The organism is Roseospira marina, from assembly GCF_014197855.1.
Lineage (GTDB): Bacteria > Pseudomonadota > Alphaproteobacteria > Rhodospirillales > Rhodospirillaceae > Rhodospira > Rhodospira marina.
In genome coordinates this window covers 28,893-54,692 of sequence record NZ_JACIGJ010000001.1, presented here as the reverse complement: position 1 = coordinate 54,692, position 25,800 = coordinate 28,893, and the positions used below count along the sequence as shown (strand labels likewise).

24 protein-coding genes are annotated in these 25,800 nt (G+C 68.6%); 15 read left to right on the top strand and 9 right to left on the bottom strand.

From position 1 onward, the window contains the following. The first annotated feature begins 3 nt into the window (after positions 1-3). The 12 genes from GGD82_RS00260 to GGD82_RS00205 all read left to right on the top strand — a co-directional run bounded on the left by GGD82_RS00260 (position 4) and on the right by GGD82_RS00205 (position 11,085). Positions 4-864: an electron transfer flavoprotein subunit beta/FixA family protein gene (locus GGD82_RS00260; RefSeq protein WP_425468498.1), complete on the top strand. Its 861-nt coding sequence runs from the start codon at positions 4-6 to the stop codon at positions 862-864. 26 nt (positions 865-890) lie between these two features. Beyond that, a complete protein-coding gene (locus GGD82_RS00255; protein WP_150060750.1) occupies positions 891-1,979 on the top strand; it encodes an electron transfer flavoprotein subunit alpha/FixB family protein in 1,089 nt (362 codons plus the stop codon). Positions 1,980-2,004: 25 nt separating this feature from the next. Further along, positions 2,005-3,312, top strand: coding sequence for an FAD-dependent monooxygenase (locus GGD82_RS00250; protein ID WP_150060751.1), 1,308 nt, complete (start codon positions 2,005-2,007; stop codon positions 3,310-3,312). A 335-nt stretch (positions 3,313-3,647) separates the two neighbouring features. Continuing rightward, the gene (gene nifE, locus GGD82_RS00245) at positions 3,648-5,039 is read left to right on the top strand and encodes a nitrogenase iron-molybdenum cofactor biosynthesis protein NifE (protein WP_150060752.1); all 1,392 of its coding nucleotides are present in this window, start codon (positions 3,648-3,650) and stop codon (positions 5,037-5,039) included. Beyond that, positions 5,036-6,439 (top strand): nitrogenase iron-molybdenum cofactor biosynthesis protein NifN, encoded by a 1,404-nt coding sequence (nifN, locus tag GGD82_RS00240; RefSeq protein WP_150060753.1) that lies wholly within the window; start codon positions 5,036-5,038, stop codon positions 6,437-6,439. Before nifE ends, nifN begins: the two co-directional genes overlap by 4 nt. A 61-nt stretch (positions 6,440-6,500) precedes the next feature. Further along, complete coding sequence (gene nifX, locus GGD82_RS00235) at positions 6,501-6,935, top strand: nitrogen fixation protein NifX (RefSeq protein ID WP_246163678.1); 435 nt, start codon at positions 6,501-6,503, stop codon at positions 6,933-6,935. Positions 6,936-6,938: 3 nt separating this feature from the next. Beyond that, the gene (locus tag GGD82_RS00230; RefSeq protein ID WP_246163679.1) at positions 6,939-7,493 is read left to right on the top strand and encodes a NifX-associated nitrogen fixation protein; all 555 of its coding nucleotides are present in this window, start codon (positions 6,939-6,941) and stop codon (positions 7,491-7,493) included. A gap of 58 nt (positions 7,494-7,551) precedes the next feature. Beyond that, positions 7,552-7,854, top strand: coding sequence for a ferredoxin III, nif-specific (gene fdxB / locus GGD82_RS00225; RefSeq protein WP_150060755.1), 303 nt, complete (start codon positions 7,552-7,554; stop codon positions 7,852-7,854). Between the two features lie 70 nt (positions 7,855-7,924). Continuing rightward, positions 7,925-8,476 carry a nitrogen fixation protein NifQ gene (locus tag GGD82_RS00220; RefSeq protein WP_150060756.1) on the top strand — a complete coding sequence of 184 codons (552 nt, stop codon included), beginning with the start codon at positions 7,925-7,927 and terminating at the stop codon, positions 8,474-8,476. 112 nt (positions 8,477-8,588) lie between these two features. Then, the gene (argC, locus tag GGD82_RS00215) at positions 8,589-9,635 is read left to right on the top strand and encodes an N-acetyl-gamma-glutamyl-phosphate reductase (RefSeq protein WP_150060757.1); all 1,047 of its coding nucleotides are present in this window, start codon (positions 8,589-8,591) and stop codon (positions 9,633-9,635) included. Between the two features lie 119 nt (positions 9,636-9,754). Beyond that, on the top strand, positions 9,755-10,294 hold the full coding sequence (locus GGD82_RS00210; RefSeq protein ID WP_150060758.1) for a gamma carbonic anhydrase family protein: 540 nt from the start codon (positions 9,755-9,757) through the stop codon (positions 10,292-10,294). 11 nt (positions 10,295-10,305) lie between these two features. Further along, positions 10,306-11,085, top strand: coding sequence for a hypothetical protein (locus GGD82_RS00205; protein ID WP_150060759.1), 780 nt, complete (start codon positions 10,306-10,308; stop codon positions 11,083-11,085). A 54-nt stretch (positions 11,086-11,139) separates the two neighbouring features. On the opposite strand, the gene GGD82_RS00200 is transcribed toward GGD82_RS00205, so the two are convergent. The 8 genes from GGD82_RS00200 to GGD82_RS00165 all read right to left on the bottom strand — a co-directional run bounded on the left by GGD82_RS00200 (position 11,140) and on the right by GGD82_RS00165 (position 19,759). Further along, positions 11,140-12,906 (bottom strand): methyl-accepting chemotaxis protein, encoded by a 1,767-nt coding sequence (locus tag GGD82_RS00200; protein WP_170284125.1) that lies wholly within the window; start codon positions 12,904-12,906, stop codon positions 11,140-11,142. Between the two features lie 484 nt (positions 12,907-13,390). After that, positions 13,391-14,059: an isoprenoid biosynthesis glyoxalase ElbB gene (elbB, locus tag GGD82_RS00195; protein WP_150060761.1), complete on the bottom strand. Its 669-nt coding sequence runs from the start codon at positions 14,057-14,059 to the stop codon at positions 13,391-13,393. A 133-nt stretch (positions 14,060-14,192) separates the two neighbouring features. Then, positions 14,193-15,110: a LysR family transcriptional regulator gene (locus tag GGD82_RS00190; protein ID WP_150060762.1), complete on the bottom strand. Its 918-nt coding sequence runs from the start codon at positions 15,108-15,110 to the stop codon at positions 14,193-14,195. 7 nt (positions 15,111-15,117) lie between these two features. Continuing rightward, complete coding sequence (locus tag GGD82_RS00185; RefSeq protein ID WP_150060763.1) at positions 15,118-16,374, bottom strand: vWA domain-containing protein; 1,257 nt, start codon at positions 16,372-16,374, stop codon at positions 15,118-15,120. Then, positions 16,358-17,293 carry an AAA family ATPase gene (locus GGD82_RS00180; protein WP_150060764.1) on the bottom strand — a complete coding sequence of 312 codons (936 nt, stop codon included), beginning with the start codon at positions 17,291-17,293 and terminating at the stop codon, positions 16,358-16,360. The genes GGD82_RS00185 and GGD82_RS00180 overlap by 17 nt, the downstream gene beginning before the upstream one ends. Before the next feature lie 168 nt (positions 17,294-17,461). Continuing rightward, entirely contained in the window at positions 17,462-17,779 is a 318-nt protein-coding gene (locus GGD82_RS00175; RefSeq protein ID WP_150060765.1) for an FtsB family cell division protein, read from the bottom strand. A 120-nt stretch (positions 17,780-17,899) separates the two neighbouring features. After that, the gene (locus GGD82_RS00170; RefSeq protein ID WP_246163680.1) at positions 17,900-18,697 is read right to left on the bottom strand and encodes a transglycosylase SLT domain-containing protein; all 798 of its coding nucleotides are present in this window, start codon (positions 18,695-18,697) and stop codon (positions 17,900-17,902) included. Positions 18,698-18,871: 174 nt separating this feature from the next. Beyond that, positions 18,872-19,759, bottom strand: coding sequence for an N-formylglutamate amidohydrolase (locus GGD82_RS00165; protein WP_150060767.1), 888 nt, complete (start codon positions 19,757-19,759; stop codon positions 18,872-18,874). A 413-nt stretch (positions 19,760-20,172) separates the two neighbouring features. Between GGD82_RS00165 and GGD82_RS00160 the strand changes: the two genes are divergently transcribed. Beyond that, a complete protein-coding gene (locus GGD82_RS00160) occupies positions 20,173-22,698 on the top strand; it encodes an AsmA family protein (RefSeq protein WP_150060768.1) in 2,526 nt (841 codons plus the stop codon). Positions 22,699-22,840: 142 nt separating this feature from the next. After that, positions 22,841-23,629 carry an ATP12 family chaperone protein gene (locus tag GGD82_RS00155; protein ID WP_150060769.1) on the top strand — a complete coding sequence of 263 codons (789 nt, stop codon included), beginning with the start codon at positions 22,841-22,843 and terminating at the stop codon, positions 23,627-23,629. A 23-nt stretch (positions 23,630-23,652) separates the two neighbouring features. On the opposite strand, the gene GGD82_RS00150 is transcribed toward GGD82_RS00155, so the two are convergent. After that, positions 23,653-24,600 (bottom strand): ROK family protein, encoded by a 948-nt coding sequence (locus GGD82_RS00150; RefSeq protein WP_150060770.1) that lies wholly within the window; start codon positions 24,598-24,600, stop codon positions 23,653-23,655. A 159-nt stretch (positions 24,601-24,759) separates the two neighbouring features. Here GGD82_RS00150 and GGD82_RS00145 point away from each other — a divergent pair, with 159 nt between their 5' ends. Continuing rightward, the gene (locus GGD82_RS00145) at positions 24,760-25,746 is read left to right on the top strand and encodes an MBL fold metallo-hydrolase (protein ID WP_150060771.1); all 987 of its coding nucleotides are present in this window, start codon (positions 24,760-24,762) and stop codon (positions 25,744-25,746) included. Positions 25,747-25,800: the final 54 nt, after the last annotated feature.

Here is a 25,800-nt window from a genome sequence, read left to right as displayed (position 1 = left end):
CCCATGAGCCAGGGCCTGAATATGGTCGTCTGCATCAAGCAGGTGCCCGATAGCGCGCAGATCCGGGTCCACCCGGTGACCAACACGATCATGCGCCAGGGTGTGCCGACCATCATCAATCCGTACGACCTCCACGCGCTCGAAGCCGCCATGGCGCTGCGGGACCGGCTCGGAGGCACCGTCACCGTGCTGACCATGGGGCCGCCCATGGCCGCCACCGCCCTGCGCAAAGCGCTGGGTCACGGCGCCGATCGGGGCATCCTCCTGTCCGACCGCTTTTTCGCGGGCGCCGACACGCTGGCGACCTCGTACGCGCTGACCTCGGCGATCCAGAAGATCGGTGAGAGCCGGCCGGTGGACATCGTCTTCACGGGCAAGCAAACCATTGACGGCGACACCGCCCAGGTCGGCCCGGGCATCGCGCGGCGCATGGGGCTGAACCAGCTCACCTACGTCTCGGCGATTCCGACCATCGACCAGGAAGCGGGCGAGATCACCGTGCACCGCCGCGCCGAGGGTGGCGTGCAGGTGCTGAAGACCAAGCTGCCGTGCCTGATTACCATGCTGGAAGCGACCAACGTGCTGCGACGCGGCTCGCTGCCGGACATGCTCCGCGCCGAGCGGGCCGAGGTCGAGACCTGGAACGCCGAAGCGGCCGGGGTCGAGGACATCGGCAAGTGCGGCATGAAGGGCTCGCCGACCAAGGTCAGCAAGGTGTTCGCCCCATCGCCGCGCGCCGAGAAGGCGAAGATGGTCGAGGGCGACACCGCCGAGGCCAAGGCCCGCGTCGCCATCGACGCCCTCGCCGAAACGGATCCGCAATTGCTGTCCGTCATTGCCCGTCAGCCGGCGTTGGCGTCGTAAATCGGCCCTGAAAGGAGATTTCCACCATGGCACAAGCCCCCAACACTCCCGCCGCGGGCCGTGGCAAGTCCAAGGAACTGCCCGAGCATCTGAAGGCGTACAAGAACGTCTGGGTGTTCGTCGAGCTGGAGCACGGCCGCGTCCACCCGGTGTCCTGGGAACTGCTGACCGAGGGCCGCAAGCTGGCCGCCGCGCTGAACGTCGATCTGGCGGGCGTGGTGCTCGGCCCGTCCGGTGAAGGCACCGATTCCGCCGTCGCCGAGGCGTTCCATTACGGCGCCGACCGGGTCTACCTCGTCGAGGACCCGCTGCTCGAGAACTACCGCACCGATCCGTTCACCAAGGCGATGACCGATCTGGTCAACACCCACAAGCCGGAAGTGCTGCTGCTGGGCGCGAGCACGCTCGGCCGTGACCTCGCCGGCGCCGTCGCCACCACCTTGGCGACCGGCCTGACGGCGGACTGCACCGAGCTGGCGATCGATCCGAACCGCAATATGGCCGCGACCCGTCCGACGTTCGGCGGCTCCCTGCTCTGCACCATCATGACGCAGCAGGCCCGGCCGCAGATGGCCACGGTCCGGCCGCGCGTGATGGCCATGGGTGAGCCCGACCGCTCCCGCAGCGGCGAGGTGGTGCGCGAGCGCCTCGACATGGTCGAGGAAGACATCGTCACCAAGGTCCTGGACTTCATCCCGGATGCCGACAGCAACCAGGCGCAGTTGGCGTTCGCCGACATCGTCGTGGCCGGTGGCCTGGGCCTCCAGAAGCCGGAAAACATCAAGCTCGTCAAGGATCTGGCCGCCGTTCTGGGCGCCGAGTACGGCTGCTCCCGCCCGCTGATCCAGAAGGGCTGGATGACCGCCGACCGCCAGATCGGCCAGACCGGCAAGACCATCCGTCCGCGTCTGTATATCGCCGCCGGCATTTCCGGCGCGATTCAGCACCGCGTGGGCTCGGAGGGGGCCGACCAGATCCTGGCCATCAACATCGACCCGAACGCGCCGATCTTCGACTTTGCCCACCACGGCATTGTCGGCGACGCACTCGAAATCCTGCCGGCTCTGACCGAGGCGTTCCGCCAGCGCCTCGCCGTCGACCGGCTGGCCGGCTGACCGGCGTCCAGGAGGTTTTCCGAACATGACACAGCGTGAACACTTCGACGCCATCGTCGTCGGTGCCGGACCGGCCGGCAACAGCGCCGCCCTAGTGATGGCCCGGGGCGGCCTCAACGTCCTCCAGATCGAGCGCGGCGAGTATCCGGGCGCCAAGAACGTCCAGGGGGCCATCCTGTACGCCGACGCGATCGAGCGGCTGATTCCGGATTTCCGGGACAGCGCACCGCTGGAGCGCCACGTCATCGAACAGCGCATGTGGATGCTGGATGATGAGGCGTTCGTCGGGACCAGCTACCGCTCCGACCGCTTCAACGAACAGCGCCCGAACCGCTACACCATCATTCGCGCGCAGTTCGACAAGTGGTTCAGCAGCAAGGTCAAGGAAGCCGGCGCCCTCGTCGTGTGCGAGACCACCGTCACCGGCCTGCTGAAGGACAAGCGTGGCCGCGTGATCGGGGTCTCCACCGACCGCGACCAGGGTGAGGTGACGGCCGACGTTGTCGTTCTCGCTGACGGCGTGAACGCCCTCATCGGCTCCCGCGCCGGCCTGCGCAAGGAGCTGACGCCGAACGACGTCGCCCTGGGTGTGAAGGAAACGATCTTCATGCCGCGCGAGGTCATCGACGCCCGCTTCAACCTGAAGGGCAACGAGGGCGTGGTGATCGAGGCCGCCGGGTCCATCACCGCCGGCATGGCGGGGACCGCGTTCCTGTACACCAACGGGGACAGCGTCTCGATCGGAATCGGCTGCCTCATCAGCGACTTCAAGACCTCCGGTGTGCGGCCGTACTACCTGCTTGAGAAGTTCAAGCAGCACCCGTCCATCGCGCCCCTGATCGAGGGGGGCGAGGTGAAGGAATACGCGGCGCACATGCTGCCGGAAGGCGGATACAACGCCATACCGCAGCTCTACGGCGACGGCTGGGTGGTCGCGGGTGACGCGGCACAGATGCTGAACGCGGTCCACCGCGAGGGCTCCAACCTGGCGATGACCTCGGGCCGACTGGCCGCCGAGACCATCGTGGCCGCAAAGGCCAAGGGCAAGGCCATGACGGCCTCGACCCTGAAGGCGTACAAGCGGGCCCTGGACGACAGCTTCGTCATCAAGGACCTGAAGAAGTACCGCCGCCTGCCCAACGTGCTGCACAACAACAAGCATTTCTTCACCGACTATCCGCGCCTGCTGACCAACGCCGCCGAAACCATGCTCCGCGTGGATGGCGTGTCCAAGAAAGAGAAGGAGAAGTCGGTCATGGGGTCGTTCCGGGCCGAGCGCGGTCTGCGCGGTCTCGCCATCGATATCCTGAAGATGAACCGCGCGTGGCGATAAGCCCCGCGCGCTGATCCCGGGACACCGGGGCATCGGTATACGAACGGTCCGGGCGGGAGAGCCACTCCCGCCCGGCGCTGTCTCCGGGACAGGCCACCGCCCACCCTGACGAGCGAAACACGACACACGACCCGACACCACACGAGACCCGACGCAACACAAGCCCTGTCGGATCTCCGACACAACTGACACGGGGCTGTGCGACAGACGTCCGACACACGACAGGGCCTATTTCTTTAATCCATTGATAATTCAATATATTTTGTCCTGGCATTGAATCTGCATAAGGCCTTCGGACCCTGCTCCACCCGAGCGCACTGAGGGGGAGGTCCTGTATGCTCACCGATCGCCTGGCACCCGTCTTCGATGAACCGGGCTGCGCCACCAACCGCGCGAAGACCGACGCCCAGCGCAAGGCCGGCTGCAAGCCCAAGGGGCCAGCCCCGGGCGCGGCCGCCGGCGGCTGCGCCTTCGACGGCGCCAAAATCTCGCTCCAGCCCATCGTCGACGCCGCCCATATCGTCCACGGCCCCATCGCCTGCGAGGGCAACAACTGGGACAACCGGCACTCGGCCTCGTCCGGCTCCGACCTGTACCGGCGCGGCCTGACCACGGACTTGACCGAACTGGACGTGATCCAGGGCAGCGAAAAGAAGCTGTGGAAGGCGATCCGTCAGGCCATCGAAAAGTTCGATCCGCCGGCCGTGTTCGTCTACCAGACCTGCGTGCCCGCTCTGACCGGCGACGACATCCGCGCCGTCTGCGCCGCCGCGACGGAGCGCCACGGCCGCCCCGTCATCCCGGTCGAGGCCCCGGGCTTCGTCGGCACCAAGAACCTCGGCAACCGCCTCGCGGGCGAAACCCTGCTGGAGCACGTCATCGGCACCCGCGAGCCGGAAACGACCACCCCCACCGACATCTGTCTGATCGCCGAATTCAACATCGTCGGCGATCTGTGGCAGATCACACCGCTGTTCGAGGCGCTGGGCATCCGCCTGCTGTCCTGCATCAGCGGTGACGCGCGCTACAACGAGGTCACGTACGCGCACCGGGCGCGCGCCTCCATGGTGGTGTGCTCCCAGGCCATGGTGAACGTCGGTCGCAAGCTTCAGGAGCGCTGGGGCATCCCCTACTTCGAGGGCTCGTTCAACGGCGTGCGCGCCACCTCCGAAGCCCTGCGCACCTTCGCCCGCCTGCTGGTGGAGCAGGGCGCGCCGGCCGATCTGATCGACCGCACCGAGGCGTTGATCGCGGAGAAAGAGGCCGAGGTGCGCCGCCGGTTCGAACCGTTCCGCGAAACGCTCGCCGGCAAGAAGGTGCTGCTCTACACCGGCGGCAACAAGAGCTGGGCGGTGGTCTCCACCCTCCAGGACATGGGCATGGAGGTCATCGGGACCTCGGTGCGGAAGTCGACCAACCACGGCAAGGACCGGGCGCGCGACCTGCTCGGCGAGGAGCAGAAGCTGCTCGGCGCCGTGCCCAACGCCGAGATGTATCGCATCCTGCGCGAGGGCGAGGCCGACATCATGCTGTCCGGCGGCCGCAGCCAGTTCGTGGCCCTGAACGCCCGCCGGCCCTGGCTGGACACCAACCAGGAGCGCCACCACCCCTACGCCGGTTACGAGGGCTTCCTGGTCCTGGCCGAGCGACTCGCCCTGACCCTCGACGCGCCGGTGTGGGACCTGGTCAACGGCCACGCCCCCTGGGAGGAGGGATACACCCCATGATTCCGACCGACAGCCGCCGGGTCGAGACACCCCGCAAAGCCCTCACCATCGACCCGTTGAAGGTCTCGCCGCCGCTGGGCGCCGCCCTGGCGCTGCTGGGTGTGGAACGCGGCATGCCGCTGTTTCACGGCTCGCAGGGCTGCACCGCCTTCGCCCTCGTCTTGCTGGTGCGGCACTTCCGCGAGGCCATCCCCCTGCAAACCACGGCCCTTGGCGAGATCGAGACCATCCTGGGCGGCACCGACAATCTGGAAGCCGCGATCCGCACCCTGGCCACGAAGTCCAAGCCGGCGGTGCTCGGCATCTGCCCCACGGCGCTGACCGACACCCGCAGCGAGGATATGACCGCCGACCTGCGCCAGATCACCCAGCGTCTGGGCGACGACCTGGGCGAGACGCTTCTGGTTCATGCCCCCGCCCCGGACTACGTCGGCGGGCTTCAGGAAGGCTGGGCCGCCGCCGTGCGGGGCATCGTGGATGCCGCCGCCCGCCCCCGCCCGCGCCGCGCGGACCATGTAACCGTCTTGGCCGGCGCCCATCTGACCGTGGGCGACCTGGACCTGCTGCGCGACACCATTGAGGCGTTCGGGCTGACCTGCACCCTGCTGCCGGACCTGTCGGGCTCGCTCGACGGGCATGTGCCGGAGACCTGGAGCCCGGTGAGCCTGGGCGGCACACCACGCGCGGCGCTCGACGACCTGTGCGCGGCCAGCGCCGTGCTGGCCATCGGGGAGCACATGCGCCCGGCCGCGACCCTGCTGGGCGAGCGCTCCGGTCTGCCGGTGACGGTCCTGGAGACGATCAGCGGGGTGAAGGGCGCCGACCGGCTGGTCGCCGAGCTGTCCAAAATCGCCAAACGCCCGGTTCCCGCCACGCTCCGTCGCGACCGCTCCCGCCTGCTCGATTCCTTGATCGACAGCCATTTCGCCGCCATCGGCCAGCGCGTCGCCATCGCGGCGGAGCCCGACATGCTGCGCGCCCTGGTCACCCTGGCCACCGATCTCGGCTGCCGCGTACCCGTCGCGGTCACCACGACGAAGGTCCCGGGCCTGGACGCACTGCCGGCCGACCGCCTGCTCGTTGGCGACCTCGACGACCTGCAGACCGCCACCGAAGAGGCCGGCGGCTGCGATCTGGTCATCGCCCCGTCACCGGCCATCCGCGCCGCCAACGCCCTGCACGCCCCGTTGCTCCGCGTCGGCTTCCCCCAGGTGGACCGCGTCGGCAGCCAGCACGACACGTTCGCCGGCTACCAGGGATCCCGCCGCGTGGCGCTCACCATCGCCAACGCCATCACCGAAAGCCACGCGGCCCATCACCTGCGTCCGCCCGCCCATCATCACCACCACGCCCAGACGGAGGCTCACCATGACAGCGCCACGCCGGTTGCGCCTTATTGACGCGGACGGCGATTCGCCGACTGCGCCCCCTGCCCCGTCCAGCCGCCAGGAGAGTCCGTCCGTGAAGGTCGCATTGGCCACGCAAGACATGACCGCCGTCAACGCCCACTTCGCGGGGGCCCGTACGCTGGCGATTTATGAGGTTTCGACCGAGGGCTGGACCCTGGTCGAAGCGGTGCAATTCGACGACGTCACCGCCCAGGACGGCAGCGGCCACGGCCATGAGGACGATCGCGTCGGCCCGCGCCTCGCCGCGCTGGACGGCTGCACGCTGCTGTTCGTACGCGCCATCGGCGGCCCGGCCGCCGCGCGCGTGGTCAACGCCCGCATTCACCCCGTCAAGATCGCCGCCGACGAATCGCTCGACAGCGTGCTGGAGCGCGTGCGGGTCATGCTCGACGGCACGCCCCCGCCCTGGCTGCGAAAGGCCATGATGGCCCGCAATGCATCCGACACCCCGCGCACCGACTTCATGGACGACGACGAAGAGGCCTGAGCCATGACCGCTGCCGTTGTTGACACGCCGCCGGACACGTCCGGCCCGAAAAAGCTCACCAAGCTCCAGAGAATGCGCGCGGAAAAAGCGGCAACGTCCCCGCTTCCCGAGCATCCGTGGCCGGAAAATCCTGTCTTCCTGCCGCAGTTGGCCGAGCTGATCCGGGCCGGCGACTGCTGCGGCCTGTGGGACGGCAAGAGCGACGCCCGCATTCTGGGCGGTTACGTGGTCACCAAGGAGCAGCGCCGCACCATCCCGATCATCGGCGAACCCGACGCCCGCGTCCTGCGCCGCCTCGACATGTTCTACAAGGCCGTCAGCACCGCGATCGGCCGCCGCACGGACGTGATCGCCACGCCGCTGACCGAGCTGTCCGACGAGGGGTTCGGGCGGGTCGTGCTGATCGCCGGCCGACTGGTGGCAGTCTCCCGCGCCCTTCGCGATGTGCATCGGTTCGGCTTCGACAGCCTCCAGGCGGTCGACGAGGCCGGCGCCGCCCTGGTTGAAGAGGGCGTGCGCATGATCGAAGCCCATCCCGACGTCGTGAACGCCGCCTGACCCGTGCGGGTCGGACCCCTCTCGCTCCGTCAACGAACTCCAAAAAAGGACACGAACCATGGCCGCGCTTACCTTTACCACACGGGACGGCAGCCCCTGGACGCCCTCGTACCTCGACACGATCGATCCCGAAACCTGTATCGGCTGCGGACGGTGCGTGAAGGTCTGCGCCCGCGACGTGATCGAATTGAAGGGCATCAACGAGGACGACGAGATGTGCGACCCGTTCGACGATGATGAAGAGATTGTCCGGAAGATCTCGACCGTGGCCAACGGGGGCGACTGCGTGGGCTGTGGCGCTTGCGCGACCGTCTGCGGCACCAGCGCGCAGTCGCACGTCACCGTGGAGGCGGCCGCCTGACGGACGCACGGAACGGACCCGATCCCGGCCGCGCTCTGCGACGGCCTGGACGGGCTGGGGAGGCAAGACAATGGCCGAGAACCTCTACGACCGGCTGATGGCCGGCGACACGGGCGATCCATTTGATCGCCACGTCCTGGCATGCGTGATCGTTTCGGGGTTCGCGCCGCCCGAACAACTGCTGACAGACACGATGGGCTTGTCCTTGTCCGATCTCTCCCGGCTGATGGACTCTCAGTTTCCGCACGCCGCCGCGCTTCTCGACGTTCTTCCGTTGTGGGAGGGTCCGAAGGCCGATGCGCCCGAGGAACCCGACCTGCGCGCCCTGCTGTACGACAACCGCACACCCGACGGCGACCCCGCCGTGGCCCGCTGGTTCGCCCGCATCATCGCCCGCCGGTCCCTTGGCGAATCCCACCTGTGGGAAGACCTCGGCCTGCGCGACCGCGACGAACTCAGCCAGCTCATGGCGCGCCATTTCGCGCCCCTGGCCGCAAAGAACCCGGGCATGCGCTGGAAGAAATTCTTTTACCGGACCATGTGCGAGCAGGAGGGCGTTCTCCTGTGCAAGGCACCCAACTGCCAGATTTGCGAGGACTATCACCTCTGCTTCGCGGCCTGATCCTCCCGCCTCCCCCCCAGATCCCGCGCCCGGGTTGGGGGCCACCTTGAGACGGACGCGGGGATGAGGCATTGTGGCGCTTCCTCGATGCCAATCAGGAGGCGCGCAACTCATGTCAGACCCGATCCGGATCGCCATTCTCGGAGCCAGCGGCTATACCGGAGCCGAACTGATCCGCCTGCTCGGCACGCACAGCCGGGCGCAGCTTGCGATCCTGACGGCGGACCGACGCGCCGGGCAGACCCTCGGCGCCGTATTCCCGCATCTGGCCCATGTGCCCGCGCCGCCACTGGTCGCCATCGACGACGTCACCGACTGGTCCGGCGTGGACGTGGTGTTCTGCTGCCTGCCCCACGCCACGACACAAAGCGTCATCGCGGCCTTGCCGGACCACCTGAAGATCGTCGATCTGTCCGCCGACTTCCGGCTCGCCGACGTCGACGTCTACGCCCAGTGGTACGGCGGCCCGCACAAGGCACCGGAGCTTCAGAAAAGCGCCGTTTACGGCCTGACCGAACTGGCGCGGCCGGAGGTCGCCGCCGCCCGTCTGGTCGCCAACCCCGGCTGCTACCCCACCGGCCCGCATCTGGCCCTGGTGCCGCTGATCGAGTCCGGCCTGATCGATCCGGACGGCATCATCATCGACGCCAAATCCGGTGTGTCCGGCGCCGGCCGGAGCGCCAAGGAAGGCCTGCTGCATGGCGAGGTGTCCGAGGGCATCCACGCCTATGGGGTCGCCAGCCACCGCCACAGTCCGGAGATCGAACAGGCCCTGTCCCGCGCCGCCGGACGGTCCGTGATGGCCAGCTTCACGCCGCACCTGATGCCCATGAACCGGGGCATCCTGTGCACCATGTACGTCCAGGCGCACGAGAACGCCGACGCCGCCACCCTGCTGGCGAAACTGGCCGTGCGCTACAAGGGCGAGCCGTTCGTGAAGATCCTGCCGGAGGGCACCACCCCGCACACCCGCCATGTGCGCGGCTCCAACCTCTGTCTGATCGGCGCGGTGAACGACCGCGTGCCCGGCCGCGTGATCCTGGTCTCGGCCATCGACAATCTCGTGAAGGGCGCGGCCGGTCAGGCGGTGCAGAACATGAACGTCATGATGGGCCTGCCCGAGACCGACGGCCTCTCCCAGTACCCCATGTTCCCTTAAACAGGGCGCACGACCGCCCCCACCCCCGAACGGGGGTTGGGGTCCGGCGATCCGGACCCAACATGGAAGACAACCGGCGCGCCACGCCGGACGGTTCTACAAGCCTTGGAGATCCCGCCATGAGCCCGATTCTTATGCCGTACCGGGGGGTCTGGCCGACCATCGCGCCGGACGCCTTCGTCGCGCCGGGCGCCTCAGTCATCGGCGATGTCGTCATCGGCCCGGGATCGAGCGTCTGGTTCGGCTGCGCCATCCGGGGCGACGTGCACGAAATCCGCATTGGCGCCGACACCAACATTCAGGACGGCACGGTCATTCACGTCACCAAGGGTCGGTTCGGCACCTACATCGGCGACGGCATCACGATCGGCCACAAGGCGCTGATCCACGCTTGCACGTTGGAAGACGGCTGCTTCATCGGCATGGGCGCCGTGGTCATGGACGGCTGCGTGATCGAGAGCGGTGCCATGGTCGCCGCCGGCGCGCTCGTCACCCCGGGCAAGCGGGTCAAGGCCGGCGAGTTGTGGGCCGGCAGCCCAGCCAAGCTCAAACGCCCCCTGACCGACGAGGATACGGCGGGCTGGCCGGCGCAGGCGGAGCATTATGCCGCCCTGGGGCGCGAGTACCGCGAAGACCTGACCCGGCGCGCGGCCGAATAGACCGCCCTACCATGACAACACGCCTGCTTGTGGTGCAGTCGCACGGTCCGGTTGTGCGGCCCTGGGTGCCACGGTGTATCGACTCAGTGCGCGCATGGGCCGAAGAACGGGGCCACATATGGCGCTTTGAAGGCGACACCCTGTTCGACCGACTCCCATCGGGCGTCCTGCCCCGCACCGAAGGCCGGGGTGCCGTGCGGGCGGACCTCGCCCGTCTGCTGTGGATCCGCGACGAACTCGCCACGGGCGCTTGGGACCGGGTGGCGTGGCTGGACGCGGACGTCGTCGTGATCGACCCGGGCGCCCTTGATCTGGCTGTGACCACCACACACGCGCTGGGACGTGAGGTCTGGGTGGAGCCGCATCCCTCCGGGCAGGGCCATCGGCTGCGGCGCCATGTGCACAACGCCGTCTGCGTGTTCGGTCCCGATGATCCGGTATTGCCGTTCCTGATCCACGTCTCGCGCCAGCTTCTGGAGCGCGCCGCCCCTGATCGCACCCCCCCGCAGTTCATCGGACCAAAGCTGCTCACCCACCTGCACGGCGTGGCCAACTTCCCGCTGATCGAGACGGTGGGCATGGCCAGTCCCGCGGTGCTGCACGATCTGGCGGCGGGGGGAGGCCCGGCGTGGAACGCCTTGCGGAACGCGCACGCGACGCCCCTAGCGGCCCTCAATCTATGTGCATCCCTCGTCGGACGCACGGTGGACGCGGTCCCCGTGACGGACGCGCTGATCTCGGCCGCGCTGGATCGGTTGGAGACCATGCGCGGCACCCGGGCCGACACCTGATGGGCCGCGGCCGCGGCCGCGGCCAGCGCCCCGCCCCAACGGCTCAAGCGTCGGTCAAATGGACCGAATGGTGGTCAGGAAGCGGTCGGTTTCGGTGTGCATCGTGCCGGCCTCTTCCTTGAGGTCGTCCGCCGCCGACGACAGATCGACCGCCAGATCCCATGTGGCCTCGGTATCGTCGCGGACGGCCGACATGCTCTCCGTCACCACGTCGTTGGCCCCCGCGACCTCCCGCACATTGCGAGCGATCTCCTGGGTTGCCGCGTTCTGCTGCTCAACGGCGGCCGCAATAGAGCCGACCACTTCGCTCAGTTGCTCGATTTCCTTGGTCGATTGCCCAATGCTCTCGGCGACCGTGCGCGTGATACCCTGGATGCCTTCGACCTGCGCCTGGATGTCCCCCGTGGCGCGACCGGTCTGGCTGGCGAGATCCTTCACCTCGCCGGCGACCACCGCGAACCCCCGGCCGGCCTCGCCCGCGCGCGCCGCCTCGATGGTCGCGTTCAGGGCCAGCAGGTTGGTCTGCGCGGCGATGGCCTGAATCAGGGCCACCACCGTCCCGATATTGTCCGCCGTGTCCTGAAGGCGATCAACGGTCTGGCGGGCCGCGCCGATGGCGTCCACCGCCCTGCGGGACAGGCCCGATGAGTCCTGCACCCGCGCGCTGATTTCACCGGTTGTGGCCGACAGTTCGTCCGTGGCCGACGCAACGGTCTGAATGTTGGTTGCGGCCTCGGTCGCCGCGCTCGCCACCGCGGATCCACGCTCCCCGGATCGGGTCGCCGCAGCTTCCAGCTTCTGGGCGGCCCCATGGACCCGCTCCACCGTCGTCTGAACGCGCGCCATGAGGGCGCTGGCCTGGGTGTCGTACTGAGCGACGGTCTCATCGCGGCGGCGCGCGCGTTCGACATCGGCCTTTGCGGTATCCAGCGCGCTTTGCTGGAGCCGCTCCGCCTCGATCAGGCCGGCCTTAAACGTTTCCACCGCCTGGGCCATGTGGCCGAGTTCATTGCGCAGGTCCGTGAAGGGGACCGCCACATCACGCCGGCCCGCGCTCAATTGAACCATGACCTGCGTTATCGCCCGGATGGGGCCTATGGTCGCGCGGGCAATGACGAACGCGACCACGGCGGCCACGGCCAGCCCGATCAGCGCCAGCACGGCCACCGCCAGCTTCACCCGCGACCCCAGCGCCTCCCGCAACGCGCCCTGCTCCCGGGCCTTCGCGGCGCCGTACTCGCCGATCCGCCCGATGGACGGCGCGAACGCATCATACGTTTCATTGAGTCGTGCGTCCGCCTCAACCACCTCCAAGCGCGCCTGGACCATGGCACGCAGCGCCACAATATAGGTTTCCATGACATCCCGGATGCGGCCCTGCGGCGCGCCAGGATCCGCGGCAAGAGTGTCCAGGAAGGTCTGGTACTCGGTTTCGGCCCGCTCCAGATACTTCGGGTCCCCGCGCAGCAGGAAATCCTTTTCATGCCGCCGCAGCATCAGCATGGACACCACGAGGTCCCGACTGGCGTCGGTTTCCTCCAGCACATCCTCCGCCTCATGAACGGCGGCGCGGAGTGTCCCTTGCGCGCCCGCGTTCTCATCGAGGCCCGCCTCGGTCATCAGCGTCGTCAGGCGGTCGAACACCCCCGCGTACTCGGTCAATCCGACTTCAACGGCATCCACATCGTCGCGGATAGCCGCGGCTTGTGGGTGGGCCGTCAGGGTTTGCACCTCCTCGCGCGCCGCCGTCACAGCAGACCGCACCGCCTCAGCGTAAAGGGGATCCCGTCGCAGCAGGAAATCCGCCTCGGCGCGACGCATCTCTAAGGTTGTATCCGTCAGAGCCTGAGAATGCGCATTGAGCTGTCGATACTCGTCAAGTGTCTGATCCGCTGACTGAAGGGCCTGCAACGTCCAGAAGAAAAGACCACATAAAATAAGGGAAAGCCCAATTCCGACGCCCGCGAGCAGGAGAATCCTCGCCTGGATACCAAGGTTTCTCATAACCGTCTCCCTGCCCCACGCCGCGACCGATGACACACAGGGGTACAATTCTACGAGAGAAGGCCTTAATCAAGGTTAAAGATCCATCGCTTGATTCCACCGGCCCGCCCCAACCACACGCATTGCAGGTCTCGAAAACCTCCAGGACCGCATTCTCGAACCGCGGATCGGCGGCGTCCGCCCCGGTGGGCTGAATACGGGAAGGCGCCGGCTCGATTCCTATGCGGGACCGGGCCGGCGCACGATGCGGAGCACATGCAAAAGACGTGCGCCCTTTGGTGAAGGCGTTGGCCGACCGGCTCTAGCCTTTGGTGATCATGCCCATCAGGGCGCGCACCGCATTGTCGGCCCCGTCGGCGATTTGCGAGACCGTAGCGTCCAGCATGTAGCACGGACTGGTGACCAGCTTGTGCGCCTCGTCCACCACGATTTCGGTGTGCGTCGTGGTCTTGTGGGTGGCGCCCATGGCCCCGATCGCCTCGGCCACGCCGGCGTTCGACCCGATGGTCAGGGTCACATCCCCCAGCACCCGCGCGATCAGGGCCGGCGAGATGCACAGCGCCCCGATAGGCAGGCCCTTGGCGTGGGCGGATTTGATGACGGCTTCGATGTTTTCATCGACCGTGCACTCCGGCCCGTCCACCGCAAAGGTGCAGAAATTCTTCGCGGCCCCGAATCCCCCCGGCAGGATCAGCGCATCGAAGTCCGATGGGTCGAACACGGCCACATCGTCGATCTCGCCGCGCGCGATGCGGGCCGCTTCCGTCAGGGCATTGCGGGTCTCGCCCGCGACGGGATCGCCTGTCTTGTGGTCGATGACGTGCATCTGCGGGATGTCGGGGGCGAAGCACCGATAGCGGCCGCCCTGGCGGTCGATCGCCAGCAGGGTCAGCACACTTTCATGGATTTCGGCGCCGTCGTAGACGCCGCATCCGGACAACAGCACGGCGAAGCGGGGCTTCTCGCTCATGGTGGGGGCCTCCCTGGTGTGGTGAAGCGTTCGCGCGACGGAATGATCGCCCGGTCCGCGATGGCCCCGAAGCCTAAAGGGTCCCGCACAAAGCCCGCAAGTGATCGATCGGCGCCGGAACGCAACCGCGCGTTTATGCGCGGGACAGACCCCGCGCCCCTGCAGGACCCACCACGGAGCTGACCGTAGCAGCCAACGCCTGAACCAGCGACGCCGGTGGGTCGCGATCCGCATAGACCAGCCCGACCGCATGCCGAACGTCCGGTTCGACCAGGGGCACGGCCAGCAGCGCGGGGTCATCCCGCATCGCCTCCGGCAGGCGCGACGGGGCGATGCTCGCCCACGGGCCGTGACGGACCAGGGCGTAAAGATTGATGAGAGAGTTCGTTTCCACCGCCGGCGCCACCGTCACCCCGGCGGTCCGGAACGCCGCCTCCGTGATGCGCCGGTTCTGCATGTCCGGGGTCAGCAGACACAGCGGATGGGCAGCGGCATCCGCCCAGGTGATGCGACCCGGCCCGTCGGGCAGCACGGCGGTGTCGCGGCGGCACAGGAACAAAGGCGTTTCCACATACAGGGTCGCGCGACGCACATCGGGCAGCGGTTCGTTGTCCAGATACGTGAGGCCGGCATCCAGGTCGTAGGTGTTCAGGCCGCGTTCGATCTCGCGCGAGCTCATCGAGTGCACCACGAACCGGACCGCCGGATGCCGCGCCGCGAACGGCGCCAGCACATCGGGCACCGCCGGCAGCGCCGTGGGGATCACCCCCAGTCGCGCCGTGCCGCTCAGCCCGCCGCTGCGATCCCGCAGAGTCTGGGTCAGGGCCTCCTGCTCGGCAAGCATGCGCCGAGCGTGGGTCAGCACGGTCTCGCCGTCGGGCGTAAACCCGCGAAAGGCCGGCCCGCGCTCCACAATGGGTACGCCCAGCGCGGCCTCAAGCTGGCGCATGGCGTTCGACAGGGTGGGCTGGGAGACATGACACGCCGCCGCCGCGCGCCCGAAGTGCTTTTCACGGGCCAAGGCCACGAGATAGGCGTATTTCCTCAACATGCGGCCCTCACCACGCCAAGGCCTCTCGCCAGACCCGCGCGGCCTCCAACCGGCGCGGGCGGTGACCCGCTGCATGGTCGGACAGCACCGTGATGAGCTGATCGAGACTGTCGAGGGAATGCACCGGCCGGAAGTCATCCACATGGGGCAGGATCGCCCGCACCCCGGCGGCCTTGGGCTGGAACCCGTCCCAGCGCAGCAAAGGGTTCAGCCAGATCAGGCGCCGACACGACTTGTGCAGCCGTTCCATGGGCCGCGCCAGCCCCTCGGCGTCGGCCTGATCCAGCCCGTCCGTCATCAAGAGCACAAGGGCCCCCTGCCCCAGCACGCGGCGCGACCAGAGCCGGTTGAAGTCGGCCAGACAATCGCCGATCCGCGTACCGCCCGCCCAGTCCGGCATGGCGGCGGACGCGGCGGCCATGGCGATGTCCGGGTCGCGGTCGCGCAAGGGCCGGGTGATGTTGGTTAGGCGGGTGCCGAACACGAAACCGTGAAAGCGCGGCTCCCGGTTGGCAAGGCCATGCATCAGCCGCAGGAAGACGCGGGCGTAGCGGTCCATCGACCCGCTGATGTCGCACAGGGCGACGATGGTCGGCGGCCGGGGCTCCGGCGCGGTGCGCCGGAGGGGCATAATGTCGCCGCCGCTGCGCAACCCGGCCCGCAGAGACGCCCTCAGGTCCACGCGCGGCCCGTGCGGATCCGGCGCGTGGCGCCGGCTGCGCACCCGCAGGTCGGGCAGCCGCAGGGCGTCGATCAGGCGCTGAACCCGGCGGAACTCCTCCGCGCCCATCTTGTCGAAATCCATCGCGCCCAGGCGCTCCTGGTCCGACCAGTCGAGGTCGACGGTGATGCGCTGTTCCTCGGTTTTCGGCTCCGCCTCCGGCGCGGGCGGCGGTGGAGGTGACCCGAGCGCGTCGCGCAACCGCTTGGAGCCGCCGTCGTCCTCCCCCGGCGTGCGCAGCCGGGGCAGCAGCAGGCCCATCAGCCGCCCCAGAATATCCGGGTCGGACCAGAAGATGTGAAACGCCTCGTCGAACAGCGCGCGGTCCTGGCGCCGCTTGACCAGCACGGCCGCGAGGGCGGCCCGGAAGTCCTCACGGTTGCCGAGCCCAACGGCCTCAACGGCCCGCAACGCCGCCAGCGTATCCCCCGGCCCGACCCGCATCCCGGCCGCGCGCAGGGTCCGCACGAAGTGCAGAACGTTGTCCGGCAGCCGGCCCCCGGCGCCCGGCGCGTGCCCCTCGGTGTCAGGCCGCCGTGCCATGGCCCAGCTCGGCCTTGACCTGGGACAGGATGCGCGCAGCCTCCGACCCGCGCATGCGCAGGATGTCATCCTGGTACTTCAGCAGCACGCCCAGGGTGTCGTCGATCACCGCCGGATCCAGCTCCACGACGTCGAGCTGCATCAGGGCGTTGGCCCAGTCCAGCGTCTCCGCCACCCCGGGCAGCTTGAACAGGTCCTGGTCGCGCAGGCCCTGCACGAAGGCCACCACCTGCGCCGCCAGCCGCTCCCCGACGCCGGGCGCCTTGGCTTGGAGGATGGCGCGTTCCCGCGCTGCGTCCGGATAATCGACCCAGTGATACAGACAGCGCCGCTTGAGCGCGTCATGAATCTCGCGGGTCCGGTTGGAGGTCACCACCACGATGGGCGCCGCCCCGCCGCCGCGCACACCGAGTTCCGGAATGGTGATCGTGAAGTCGGACAGCACCTCCAGCAGAAAGGCCTCGAATGGCTCATCGGCGCGGTCGAGTTCATCGACCAGCAGCACCGGCACCTGCCCGTCCACGCCCTCCACCGCGCGCAGAAGCGGCCGGCGGATCAGGAAGGCGTCGGTGAAGATGTCGCGGCCCAGCCGCTCCCGGTCGGCGGCGCCGGCGGCCTCCGCCAACCGGATCTCGATCATTTGGCGGGCGTAGTTCCATTCATAGGCCGCGCTCGCCAGATCCAGGCCCTCGTAGCATTGCAACCGCTCCAGCGGCCGGCCGAGCGCCCGCGCCAGGACCTTGGCGATCTCGGTCTTGCCGACCCCGGCCTCGCCTTCCAGGAACAGCGGCCGACCGAGCCGGAGGGCCAGAAACACGCAGGTCGACAGGGCGCGATCGGCCACATAGTCGTGCGCGGACAGCAGGTCGAGCACAGTATCAACACTGTCGGGGATGGGTTGTGCGGACGACGACGCCAAGACTCACCTCCTCCGGAAACACACCAAGACCGCAATGGGCGACGGACCGCGCCGCACCGCTCGAGTGTGCGATCCGAACGCAACCGAACCATTGTTGTCATGACAGGGGGGAGCACGCCAAGGGTCCAGCGCCCACCGCGCCTCCTCATCCGGCGCGTTTTCGTCGGGCTACTTGTCCGGCGTGAGGATCAGAACTTCGTCCGGCCCGATCAGATTGAGCATCTCGCGCGCCCGCTCGTCGAGCATGTCCGGGTGCGGATGGCCCGGCTTCAGCAGGGCAACGCGGCGTTCGAGAATGGCCCGTTCCGCCGCTACGGCGGCCCGCTCGGACTCAGCCACACGGATATCCTGTCGAAGCTGCCACCAGGCAATCAGACCGCGCTCCCCATGGATCGCGTGATACCCAAAATAACTGAGGACCGCGACACCCAGCAGGGGGACGACGATGGGACGAAGGCGGCGGCGGGGGAGCGAATCGACGGACATACGGGCAGTGAGTCAGGCCCGAGTCGCGAAGTCAAGCGCCCGAGGCCGGACGCGCCGGTTCGTTCCGATGTGTGGCAGGAAGAACGCGCCGGGATACGGCGTCCGCGCGATCACACGCCGCTAAGATCGGTTGCCGTCCTCGCCTCCGGGGACCGCACTCTCCGCTCGGGCCTCGCGACGAGCCAGCCATGCCTTCAGCTTCTCGGCCCGCCACGCATCGGCAACCCGACGGGCTTCTTCTTGGTCCTGGGCGCGCTGGGCTTCCATCTGTTGCCGCTCCAGCTCGCGCGTCGCCTCCATCAACCTGGCCTCGCCCACGATGTCGCGCACCGGGGGCAGGCCCGCCACCTGGGCGTACTCCTGCGCCTCCCGCCACGCGATGCGGAACTTGCCGATGTAGCGCTCGGCGTGGACCGGCGTCGCCGAATGGTACCGCTGCACCGCGCGGGTCCACGACCCGGTCTCTTTGTAAAGCGCGGTCAGGAACTTCGCCGCGTAGGCCACGTTCGCCTTCGGTTCGAACGCCTTGTCCAGCGAGCTGAACTCATCGCCGTGATAATGCAGATTGATCTGCATGCAGCCGACGTCGATGTTCCACTCCCCTCGGGCCTGGAGCATCTTCACGTGGGCAATGGCCTCGGCCTTGGTGCGGAAGAACTTGCCGGACCCGCCGTTCGTGACCGTCCACGGCCAGGCAATTCTTGCCTGACGCTCGCCATCCCAGCGACCGGATTCCACCATCGAAATGGCGGTCAGGACATGCGCCGGGATGCCGGACACCTGCTCTTGCAGAGCGGTCTGGTTGCGACAGAGTTCGTCCGCGTAATTGTAGTAATCTGCCCGGGCCGGGGTGGCGAAGGCCGCCAACATCAGCCCCATCAGAAGCATGGCCGCCAGGGCAGAACGCGCGCGAAGCATGCGCCCGGGGACGGCTTGCGAACGACGGCTGAGCACAGCTGTGGAACGAGGAAACGGCATGGCGGACGATCCGGCGACAAGCCCCGCCGAGAGTGGGGGACCCGAACATCTAGATCTTAAGCAACCACCATGCCAGCGGGGCGCCATGCCAGCGGGGCTGATACCCCGGACAGGCTACTCCGCCGCCAGGGGCATTCCCGACAGGGTGCCGAGCACCGCGACCAGCGCCGGCACGACCGCGCGCAACCGGTCCGCACCAGGGGTCAGATCCCGGGTGCGCTCGTTAATATAGAGGGCGCGGTTGATCTCAAGCTGGAGCACATGGACCCCCAGGCCGGGCCGTCCGTAGTGGCTTGTGGTGAAGCCACCGGCATAGGGCTGATTGCGCCGCACCCGGAACCCGGCGTCCGTCAGCACCGCCTCGGCCGAGTCCGTCACGGTGCTGTCGCAGGATCCGCCATGGCGATCCCCGAGAACCATATCCGGCGCCCCCCCGCGCCCCCCCATGCCGTCCACCGCCGAACTCGGCATGGAATGGCAATCCAACACCACACAGTAGCCGAACCGCGCCCGAGTCTCGCCGATGAGGCCAGCCAACGCGGCGTGGTACGGATCGTAGCACTGGCGCAACCGGGACTCCGCGTCCGCAAACGCCAGCTTGCGGCGGTAGATGTGGTTGCCTTCCCCGGCCACCCGCGAGAGCGTGCCCAGCCCCGCCCGCACCCGCGGTGTCTCGGTCCGCGCGTTCGCCGGCAGAGGGTCGAAGAACATGGACGGGTCGAGTTCCAGCCGTTCCCGGTTCACATCGACATAGACACGGGGGAACAGCGCGCACAGCAACGGCACACCCAGATCCGGCCCCGCCTCGAAAAGCGTGTCGACATGAGTGTCCTCGCTGGCCCGCAGGTCCACGAGAGGCAGGCGGGACAGGGCCAGAAACGACTCTGGGTACCGCCGACCGGAATGCGGCGAAGCCAGGACGAGGGGGCGCGTCTGGCGGAGCGGCCGGACGAGCCGGATGGGACCGCCCAGGGGTGCGTCGGTTTCCGCTCTCCGGGTCATGCGAACCTGTCCATCGGAGTGGCGCGACGAGCCGGCCATCGCGACTCGCAGATGCCGGATCAGGATCGATCCGATTCGATCCGCATCATCGAAGCAGTCTACGCCGACGGACGCGCTTTGGGAAAAGGTTCATTCCTAAAGGTTCATTCCCTCCGTAAAATCCTTAGCCTGTCGAACGAGACCGGCCGGTCCGATGGGAGCAGCCGTCCGGCCTGTGCGTCGCCCGCTTGGCCCGCCCTCATAGCGATTTAAATGATTTGGGCGCTATCGATCAGATTGCCGGGCTCGGTGACGCCGATGCCAAAGGAAGGCCATATTTCCGGCGTTTTGTGTGCGCTGCGGTCGTGCGTGCCGCGCCATCATGCGGGTCTGCACCCGCCGCTTTTGCTCCGAACGCGCGGGAGTCCGCTGCCATGAAGATTTCGACCCTCGTAAAGGTGCTGCTCGGCCTGATCGTGTTGGCCATTGGTGCCCTCGGCGTGTTCATCGCCACCCTCGACGTCAGCCAGTACAAGGGGCGAATCGTGGCCTTGCTGGAGCAAAAGACGGGGCGCACCGTCACCATCGACGGCGACCTGGATTTGGCGATCGGCCTATCTCCGGCCCTGGTGGTCGAGGATGTCACCATCGGCAACGCCGACTGGGCGTCGGACCCGGAGATGCTGTCCGTGGGTCGCCTGGAAGCCCAGGTGGAGATGCTGCCGCTGCTCTCGGGCGACATCAACATTGTGCGGGTGATCCTGGACGACCCGATCGTCCACCTGGAAACCGACAAGGACGGCAACGGCAACTGGGCGCTCTCTCTGCCCACCGATGCGGCCGACGCAACGGAGCCGCCGCTGGACACCGCCTCGACCGAGGCGCCGGCCGACGGCGCAGAGGGTCCGGGCGGCCTGCCCGCCCTTCAGATCCAGGAGGTCCGGCTGGAAAACGGCATGCTGACCTATCGGGACGGCGTGACCGGTCAAACCATGGCGGTCGCCTTGGACACCGTCTCGTTGACGGGCGGCGGATTGGCCGATCCGCTGAATATTGAAATCGAAGGGGCCTACAACGATGCGGAGTTCACGCTGGACGGCAGCGTGGGCGCCCCGGCGGCCCTGACCAATCCCAATGGCACGGCCTGGCCGCTCGACCTGACCGCAACGGCCGGAGGGGCGACCGTGACAGCCAAGGGGACGATCGCGCACCCAGCCGAGGCCACGGGCATCGACCTCGCCATCACCGCGCGCGGCGAACAGATCGCCGACCTCGCGACCCTGGCGCAGGCGTTCGGCCAGAGCGTGGCGATCCCGGCCCTGGGGCCCTACACCGCGACGCTCAATCTTGCCGGCGACGCCGATGCGCTGGCGGTGCGAGACCTGGACGCGAAGCTGGGCACGCCGGGTGAATTCCTCGTGGCGGCCACGGGGTCCATTGCCAACGCCCTGGCCGCGTCGGGCCTGGACCTGACCGTGTCTGTCGCGGCACCGGACCCCGATGTTCTCGCGGACTTCGGCGCCGCTCTGCCCGCAGCGGCCTCGGCCCGCGCCGTGGTGCGGGATATCGACGGCGGCTATGGGCTGCGTGATCTCGAAGCGACGCTGGGGCGCAGCGCGCTGTCCGGCACCCTGGATGCCCGAATGGACGGGCCGCGCCCGGCGGTGTCGGGCAGCCTGTCGTCGTCGCTCCTTGACCTGGACGAATTGGCCAGCACGCCCGACGGCGACTCGGACGGCACCGTTACGGTCCCGGCGGCTCCGGCCGCGCCCACTGACTCCGGCGGTCCGATGATCCCGGACACCCCCCTGCCGCTTGATGCCCTGCGTCTGGCGGACGCGAATCTGTCCCTGGCGGTCGAGCGGGCCATCCTGCCGGGCGGCGGCGAGGTGAGCGACCTGTCCCTGAACGTCACGCTCGACGGGGGGGCGCTGTCCATCAGCCCGATGCAGGCCAACGTGGCCGGCGGCGCGATGGACGGGTCCGTGACCCTGCGGCCCACCGGCAACGGGGCGGCCCGACTGGCCGTGGACATGAACGGGGATGGCGTCCGGGTCGGTGATCTGGCCAAGGCGTTTGCGGGATCCGAGGCCGTGCTGGACGGTCCCACCACGCTGCGCGTGAAGCTGGAGGGTCAGGGCGCCACCCCGCACCAGATCGCCAGCACGCTCGACGGGTCGATCCTGGTGCACACGGTCGATGCCCGCATGAACAACGGCGCCGTCAACTGGGCCGGCGGCGACGTCATGACCCAGCTTGGTGAACTCATCAATCCCTTCGCCGCGAAGGAGAGCACCACGCCGATCCAGTGCCTCGTCTTCAACATGACCGCCACTCAGGGCGTGCTGTCGAACGACAACGGGGTCGCCATGGAAACCGACAAAATGGTGGTCGGCGGCGGCGGCGCCTTCGACCTGGGGGCGGAGCGGCTGAACGTGAAGATCGCGCCGCGCCCCCGTCCGGGCATCGGCATTGAAACCGGCTTCGGAAAGATCGTCGAGCTGTTCGCGGTGACCGGCCCGTTCGCCAGCCCGTCGCTGGAGTTGGACGCGGAGAAGGCCATCCAGACCGGCCTGCGCACCGCCGCCAGCGCGGCCGGCGCCGTGGCCACCGGCGGCCTGTCCATGCTGGGCGAAAGCTTGGTTGGCGGCATGCTGGGCAGCGAGGGCGGCGAACTGGAACCCTGCCTTGTCGCGCTGGGTGAAAAGGACCCCGGCCAGGGTGGTTCGGCGGCGGGTGCGGAGTCTGGCTCCCCGACCGACGGTGTCGGCCAAGCCCTTGAAGGCCTGACCGGCGGCGAGTCGGGCGATGTCGGCCGCGCCATCGAGAACATTCTGGGTGGCGGACAGCGCAACGCCCCCGCCGAAGACGGCGGCACCGGCGGCGAGACGGGCGAGTCCGGCGACGGCGACGTCGGTGAGGCGATCCGCGAGGGCCTGGGCGGCCTTCTCGGCGACTGACCGAACGGGCCGGGGTGCGGCCGGCCGTCGCCAGCCCCCGGCCCCCTCTTCCACAGCCCCGCCGTCCATGGTAGGCGACACGCGCCCCCGGCTAGCGTTGGCCGGGTGCCGTCTTTTCCTGGACCCGGAGCGTTCCGCCGCCATGCCGCACACGCCGCCCCCATCACCCCCTCCAGCCGGGGTGCCGAGCGATCCCGTGACCGCCGCGCGCGCCCATCAGGCGGTCCGTCGCACGCGCCGGTTCTATACCGACGTGACCACGCACGCGGTGACCGAGGGCGGCCACGGCGTGTGTCTGGATGGTCGACCGGTCCGGACCCCGTCCCAGGGCCCGCTGGCGGTACCGACCGCAGCCCTGGCCGAGGCCATCGCTGCGGAGTGGGCCGCGCAGGGCGAAGAGATCGACCCGGCCGCGATGCCCCTCAGCCAGCTTGCCAACACGGCGCTGGAACGCACCCTTCCGGGCCGGTCGGCCCTGGTGGCCGAGTTGATCCACTACGTCGACGCGGACCTGCTGTGCTACCGGGCGGCCCACCCCACGGACCTGGTGGCGCGCCAGCACCATGCGTGGCAGCCCCTGGTGGACTGGGCGGCGGAGGCTCTGTCCGCGCGCCTCGCAGTCACCGATGGCGTCATGCCACTGCGCCAGCCGACCGAAACGGCCGAGGCGCTGCGGGCGGCCCTTGATGCACTTGACCCCTGGGCACTGACGGCGGCGCAATGCGTGGCTGGCGCCACCGGCTCACTTGTGCTGGCGCTGGCCCTCACCCACGGCCGCGTGGACGGCGAGACCTGCTTCACGCTGTCGCGTCTGGATGAGACATTTCAGATGGAGCAATGGGGCGAGGACCGCGAGGCGATGCTCCTGCGCGAGGCCGTGCGGCGCGACATCCTCGCATCGGAAACGCTCTGGCGCCTGACGCGGGCCTGAGACCCGGACCCGGGACGCGAATCTTACGCCGGCACCGCCGCCGGCCAGAGCCACGCCGCCCCGCGCACGCCGCTGGAATCCCCGTGTACCGGCGGGCGCAGCGCCGTGGCGACGGAATCCGAAAATACCCAGCGCGGCCATAGGGCGGGCACGGCCTGGTACAGCATGGCGATGTTGGACAGGCCGCCCCCCAGCACCACCACGTCTGGGTCAAGCATGTTGATCAGCGTGGCGGTTGCCCGCGCGAGCCGATCCGCGTAGCGGGCCAGCGTGGCGCCGGCTGTGGGATCACCGTCTGCCGCGCGGGCGGCCACCGTTGCGGCGTCGACGTGCTCCCCTGTCGCCCGCGCGTGATCGTCCGCCAGCGCCGGACCACACAGAAACGTCTCAATACAGCCACGGCGGCCGCAAAAGCACGCCGGCCCCGGCCGTTCCGCGTTCGTCGGCCACGGCAAGGGATTGTGGCCCCACTCGCCGCCGATCGCGTTCGGCCCCGAAACCGTTCGACCGTCGACCACCAGACCGCCGCCAACCCCGGTCCCCAGAATGATCCCGAACACGACGCGGACCCCGGCTCCGGCACCGTCCGTCGCCTCAGACAGCGCGAAACAGTCGGCGTCGTTGGCCAGCCGGACCGGGCGACACAGGGCGTCCGACAGGTCCCGCCCCATGGGATGCCCGATCAGCCACGTGGAGTTGGCGTTCTTCACCAACCCGGTGGCGGGCGACACGGCGCCGGGAATACCGACCCCCACGGTGCCCGCCGCCCCCGCGGCCTGCTCCAGCCACCCCACGAGGTCCGTGATCGCCGCCACCGTCCCGGCGTAATCGCCCCGGATCGCGGGCACGCGCCGACGCGCCCGCTCCCGCCCCGCCCGGTCGAGCGCCAATCCTTCGATCTTTGTGCCGCCCACATCGATGCCGATGCGCAGCGGGAGCGGGCCGTCATACAGAGGTGCCGTGTCCGTCATGACGCTAGAATAAACGGGGCGCGGCGCGGCAAGAAGGGTCACCTTGCACGACGTGTGAAAGCGCGCTACCACGCAACCATGACCACTCAGCCACACGACGGGCCGGGCATTGCCGACGGGCTCCTGTTTCCGCATGCCGCATCGCCTCCGCCGGGGACGATGACGCCCGTCGCCCCCGGCGTGTTCTGGCTGTGCATGCCGCTGCCGTTCGCGCTCGACCACATCAATCTGTGGGTGCTGGAGGACGGAGACGGCTGGACCCTGGTCGATACCGGCATCGCCAACGACCACACCCGCGACCTGTGGCGCGCGCTGATCGAGGGGCCGCTGGCCGGGCGGCCGGTACGGCGCCTGATCTGCACGCACTTTCATCCCGACCACATGGGGCTGTCCGGCTGGCTGACAGAGTGGCTGGGCGTACCCCTCTGGGCCCCCTTGGGCGAGTGGGCGTTCGGCTGTCAGCTTCAGGCGATGTCCGACACCGCGTTCACGGCCACGTCCCGGGCCCTGTATGCGCGGGCTGGATGCACCCCGGACGTGCTGGACCTTTCAGACCGGCGCGGCAATCCCTACCGCACCCGGACGGTGCCCCATCCCACAACCTTGCGCCGCCTGATGGACGGCCAGAGCGTCCAGATCGGCGGCCGGGATTGGACGGTGGTGGTCGGATACGGGCACGCTCCGGAGCATGCTGGCCTGTGGTGCCCGGAAGCCGGGGTCCTGATCTCGGGCGATCAGATCCTGCCCCGCATCAGTCCTAACGTGAGCGTCTGGCCTACGGAGCCGGACGGCGACCCCCTGGCCCAGTTCCTCGACAGCCTGCGCCGCTGGTCCCGCGTGATCGACGATCCTCAGGTGCTTGTGCTGCCGTCGCACGGGCTGCCGTTCGTCGGCGTGCACACCCGGGTGCGGGAGCTGCTGGAGCTGCACGATGCGCGTCTGACCGTAACGCAGACCCTGTGCGCGGATACGCCCCGGAGCGCGGCGGACCTGCTGCCCCTTCTGTTCCGGCGTCGCCTGGACGATCACCAGTTGTTTTTCGCTCTGGGCGAAACCCTGGCCCATCTCCATCACCTGGAAACACGCCAAGCGGTGCGGCGCGAACCGGGGGCCGACGGCGTCGACCGCTTTGTGGTTCCAGATTGACCACCTCGCATGACACGCCCCGTTGGCCGAAGGCGTCGGCGCGGGTATTGTCCA

Excerpts from the sequence above, each read along its gene's own strand:
- GGD82_RS00260 (WP_425468498.1), top strand. The coding sequence starts at position 4 with ATGAGCCAGGGCCTGAATATGGTCGTCTGCATCAAGCAGGTGCCCGAT.
- GGD82_RS00255 (WP_150060750.1), top strand. The coding sequence starts at position 891 with ATGGCACAAGCCCCCAACACTCCCGCCGCGGGCCGTGGCAAGTCCAAG.
- GGD82_RS00250 (WP_150060751.1), top strand. The coding sequence starts at position 2,005 with ATGACACAGCGTGAACACTTCGACGCCATCGTCGTCGGTGCCGGACCG.
- nifE (WP_150060752.1), top strand. The coding sequence starts at position 3,648 with ATGCTCACCGATCGCCTGGCACCCGTCTTCGATGAACCGGGCTGCGCC.
- nifN (WP_150060753.1), top strand. The coding sequence starts at position 5,036 with ATGATTCCGACCGACAGCCGCCGGGTCGAGACACCCCGCAAAGCCCTC.
- GGD82_RS00230 (WP_246163679.1), top strand. The coding sequence starts at position 6,939 with ATGACCGCTGCCGTTGTTGACACGCCGCCGGACACGTCCGGCCCGAAA.
- fdxB (WP_150060755.1), top strand. The coding sequence starts at position 7,552 with ATGGCCGCGCTTACCTTTACCACACGGGACGGCAGCCCCTGGACGCCC.
- GGD82_RS00220 (WP_150060756.1), top strand. The coding sequence starts at position 7,925 with ATGGCCGAGAACCTCTACGACCGGCTGATGGCCGGCGACACGGGCGAT.
- argC (WP_150060757.1), top strand. The coding sequence starts at position 8,589 with ATGTCAGACCCGATCCGGATCGCCATTCTCGGAGCCAGCGGCTATACC.
- GGD82_RS00210 (WP_150060758.1), top strand. The coding sequence starts at position 9,755 with ATGAGCCCGATTCTTATGCCGTACCGGGGGGTCTGGCCGACCATCGCG.
- GGD82_RS00205 (WP_150060759.1), top strand. The coding sequence starts at position 10,306 with ATGACAACACGCCTGCTTGTGGTGCAGTCGCACGGTCCGGTTGTGCGG.
- GGD82_RS00200 (WP_170284125.1), bottom strand. The coding sequence starts at position 12,906 with ATGCGTCGCGCCGAGGCGGATTTCCTGCTGCGACGGGATCCCCTTTAC.
- elbB (WP_150060761.1), bottom strand. The coding sequence starts at position 14,059 with ATGAGCGAGAAGCCCCGCTTCGCCGTGCTGTTGTCCGGATGCGGCGTC.
- GGD82_RS00190 (WP_150060762.1), bottom strand. The coding sequence starts at position 15,110 with ATGTTGAGGAAATACGCCTATCTCGTGGCCTTGGCCCGTGAAAAGCAC.
- GGD82_RS00185 (WP_150060763.1), bottom strand. The coding sequence starts at position 16,374 with ATGGCACGGCGGCCTGACACCGAGGGGCACGCGCCGGGCGCCGGGGGC.
- GGD82_RS00175 (WP_150060765.1), bottom strand. The coding sequence starts at position 17,779 with ATGTCCGTCGATTCGCTCCCCCGCCGCCGCCTTCGTCCCATCGTCGTC.
- GGD82_RS00170 (WP_246163680.1), bottom strand. The coding sequence starts at position 18,697 with ATGCTTCGCGCGCGTTCTGCCCTGGCGGCCATGCTTCTGATGGGGCTG.
- GGD82_RS00165 (WP_150060767.1), bottom strand. The coding sequence starts at position 19,759 with ATGACCCGGAGAGCGGAAACCGACGCACCCCTGGGCGGTCCCATCCGG.
- GGD82_RS00160 (WP_150060768.1), top strand. The coding sequence starts at position 20,173 with ATGAAGATTTCGACCCTCGTAAAGGTGCTGCTCGGCCTGATCGTGTTG.
- GGD82_RS00155 (WP_150060769.1), top strand. The coding sequence starts at position 22,841 with ATGCCGCACACGCCGCCCCCATCACCCCCTCCAGCCGGGGTGCCGAGC.
- GGD82_RS00150 (WP_150060770.1), bottom strand. The coding sequence starts at position 24,600 with ATGACGGACACGGCACCTCTGTATGACGGCCCGCTCCCGCTGCGCATC.
- GGD82_RS00145 (WP_150060771.1), top strand. The coding sequence starts at position 24,760 with ATGACGCCCGTCGCCCCCGGCGTGTTCTGGCTGTGCATGCCGCTGCCG.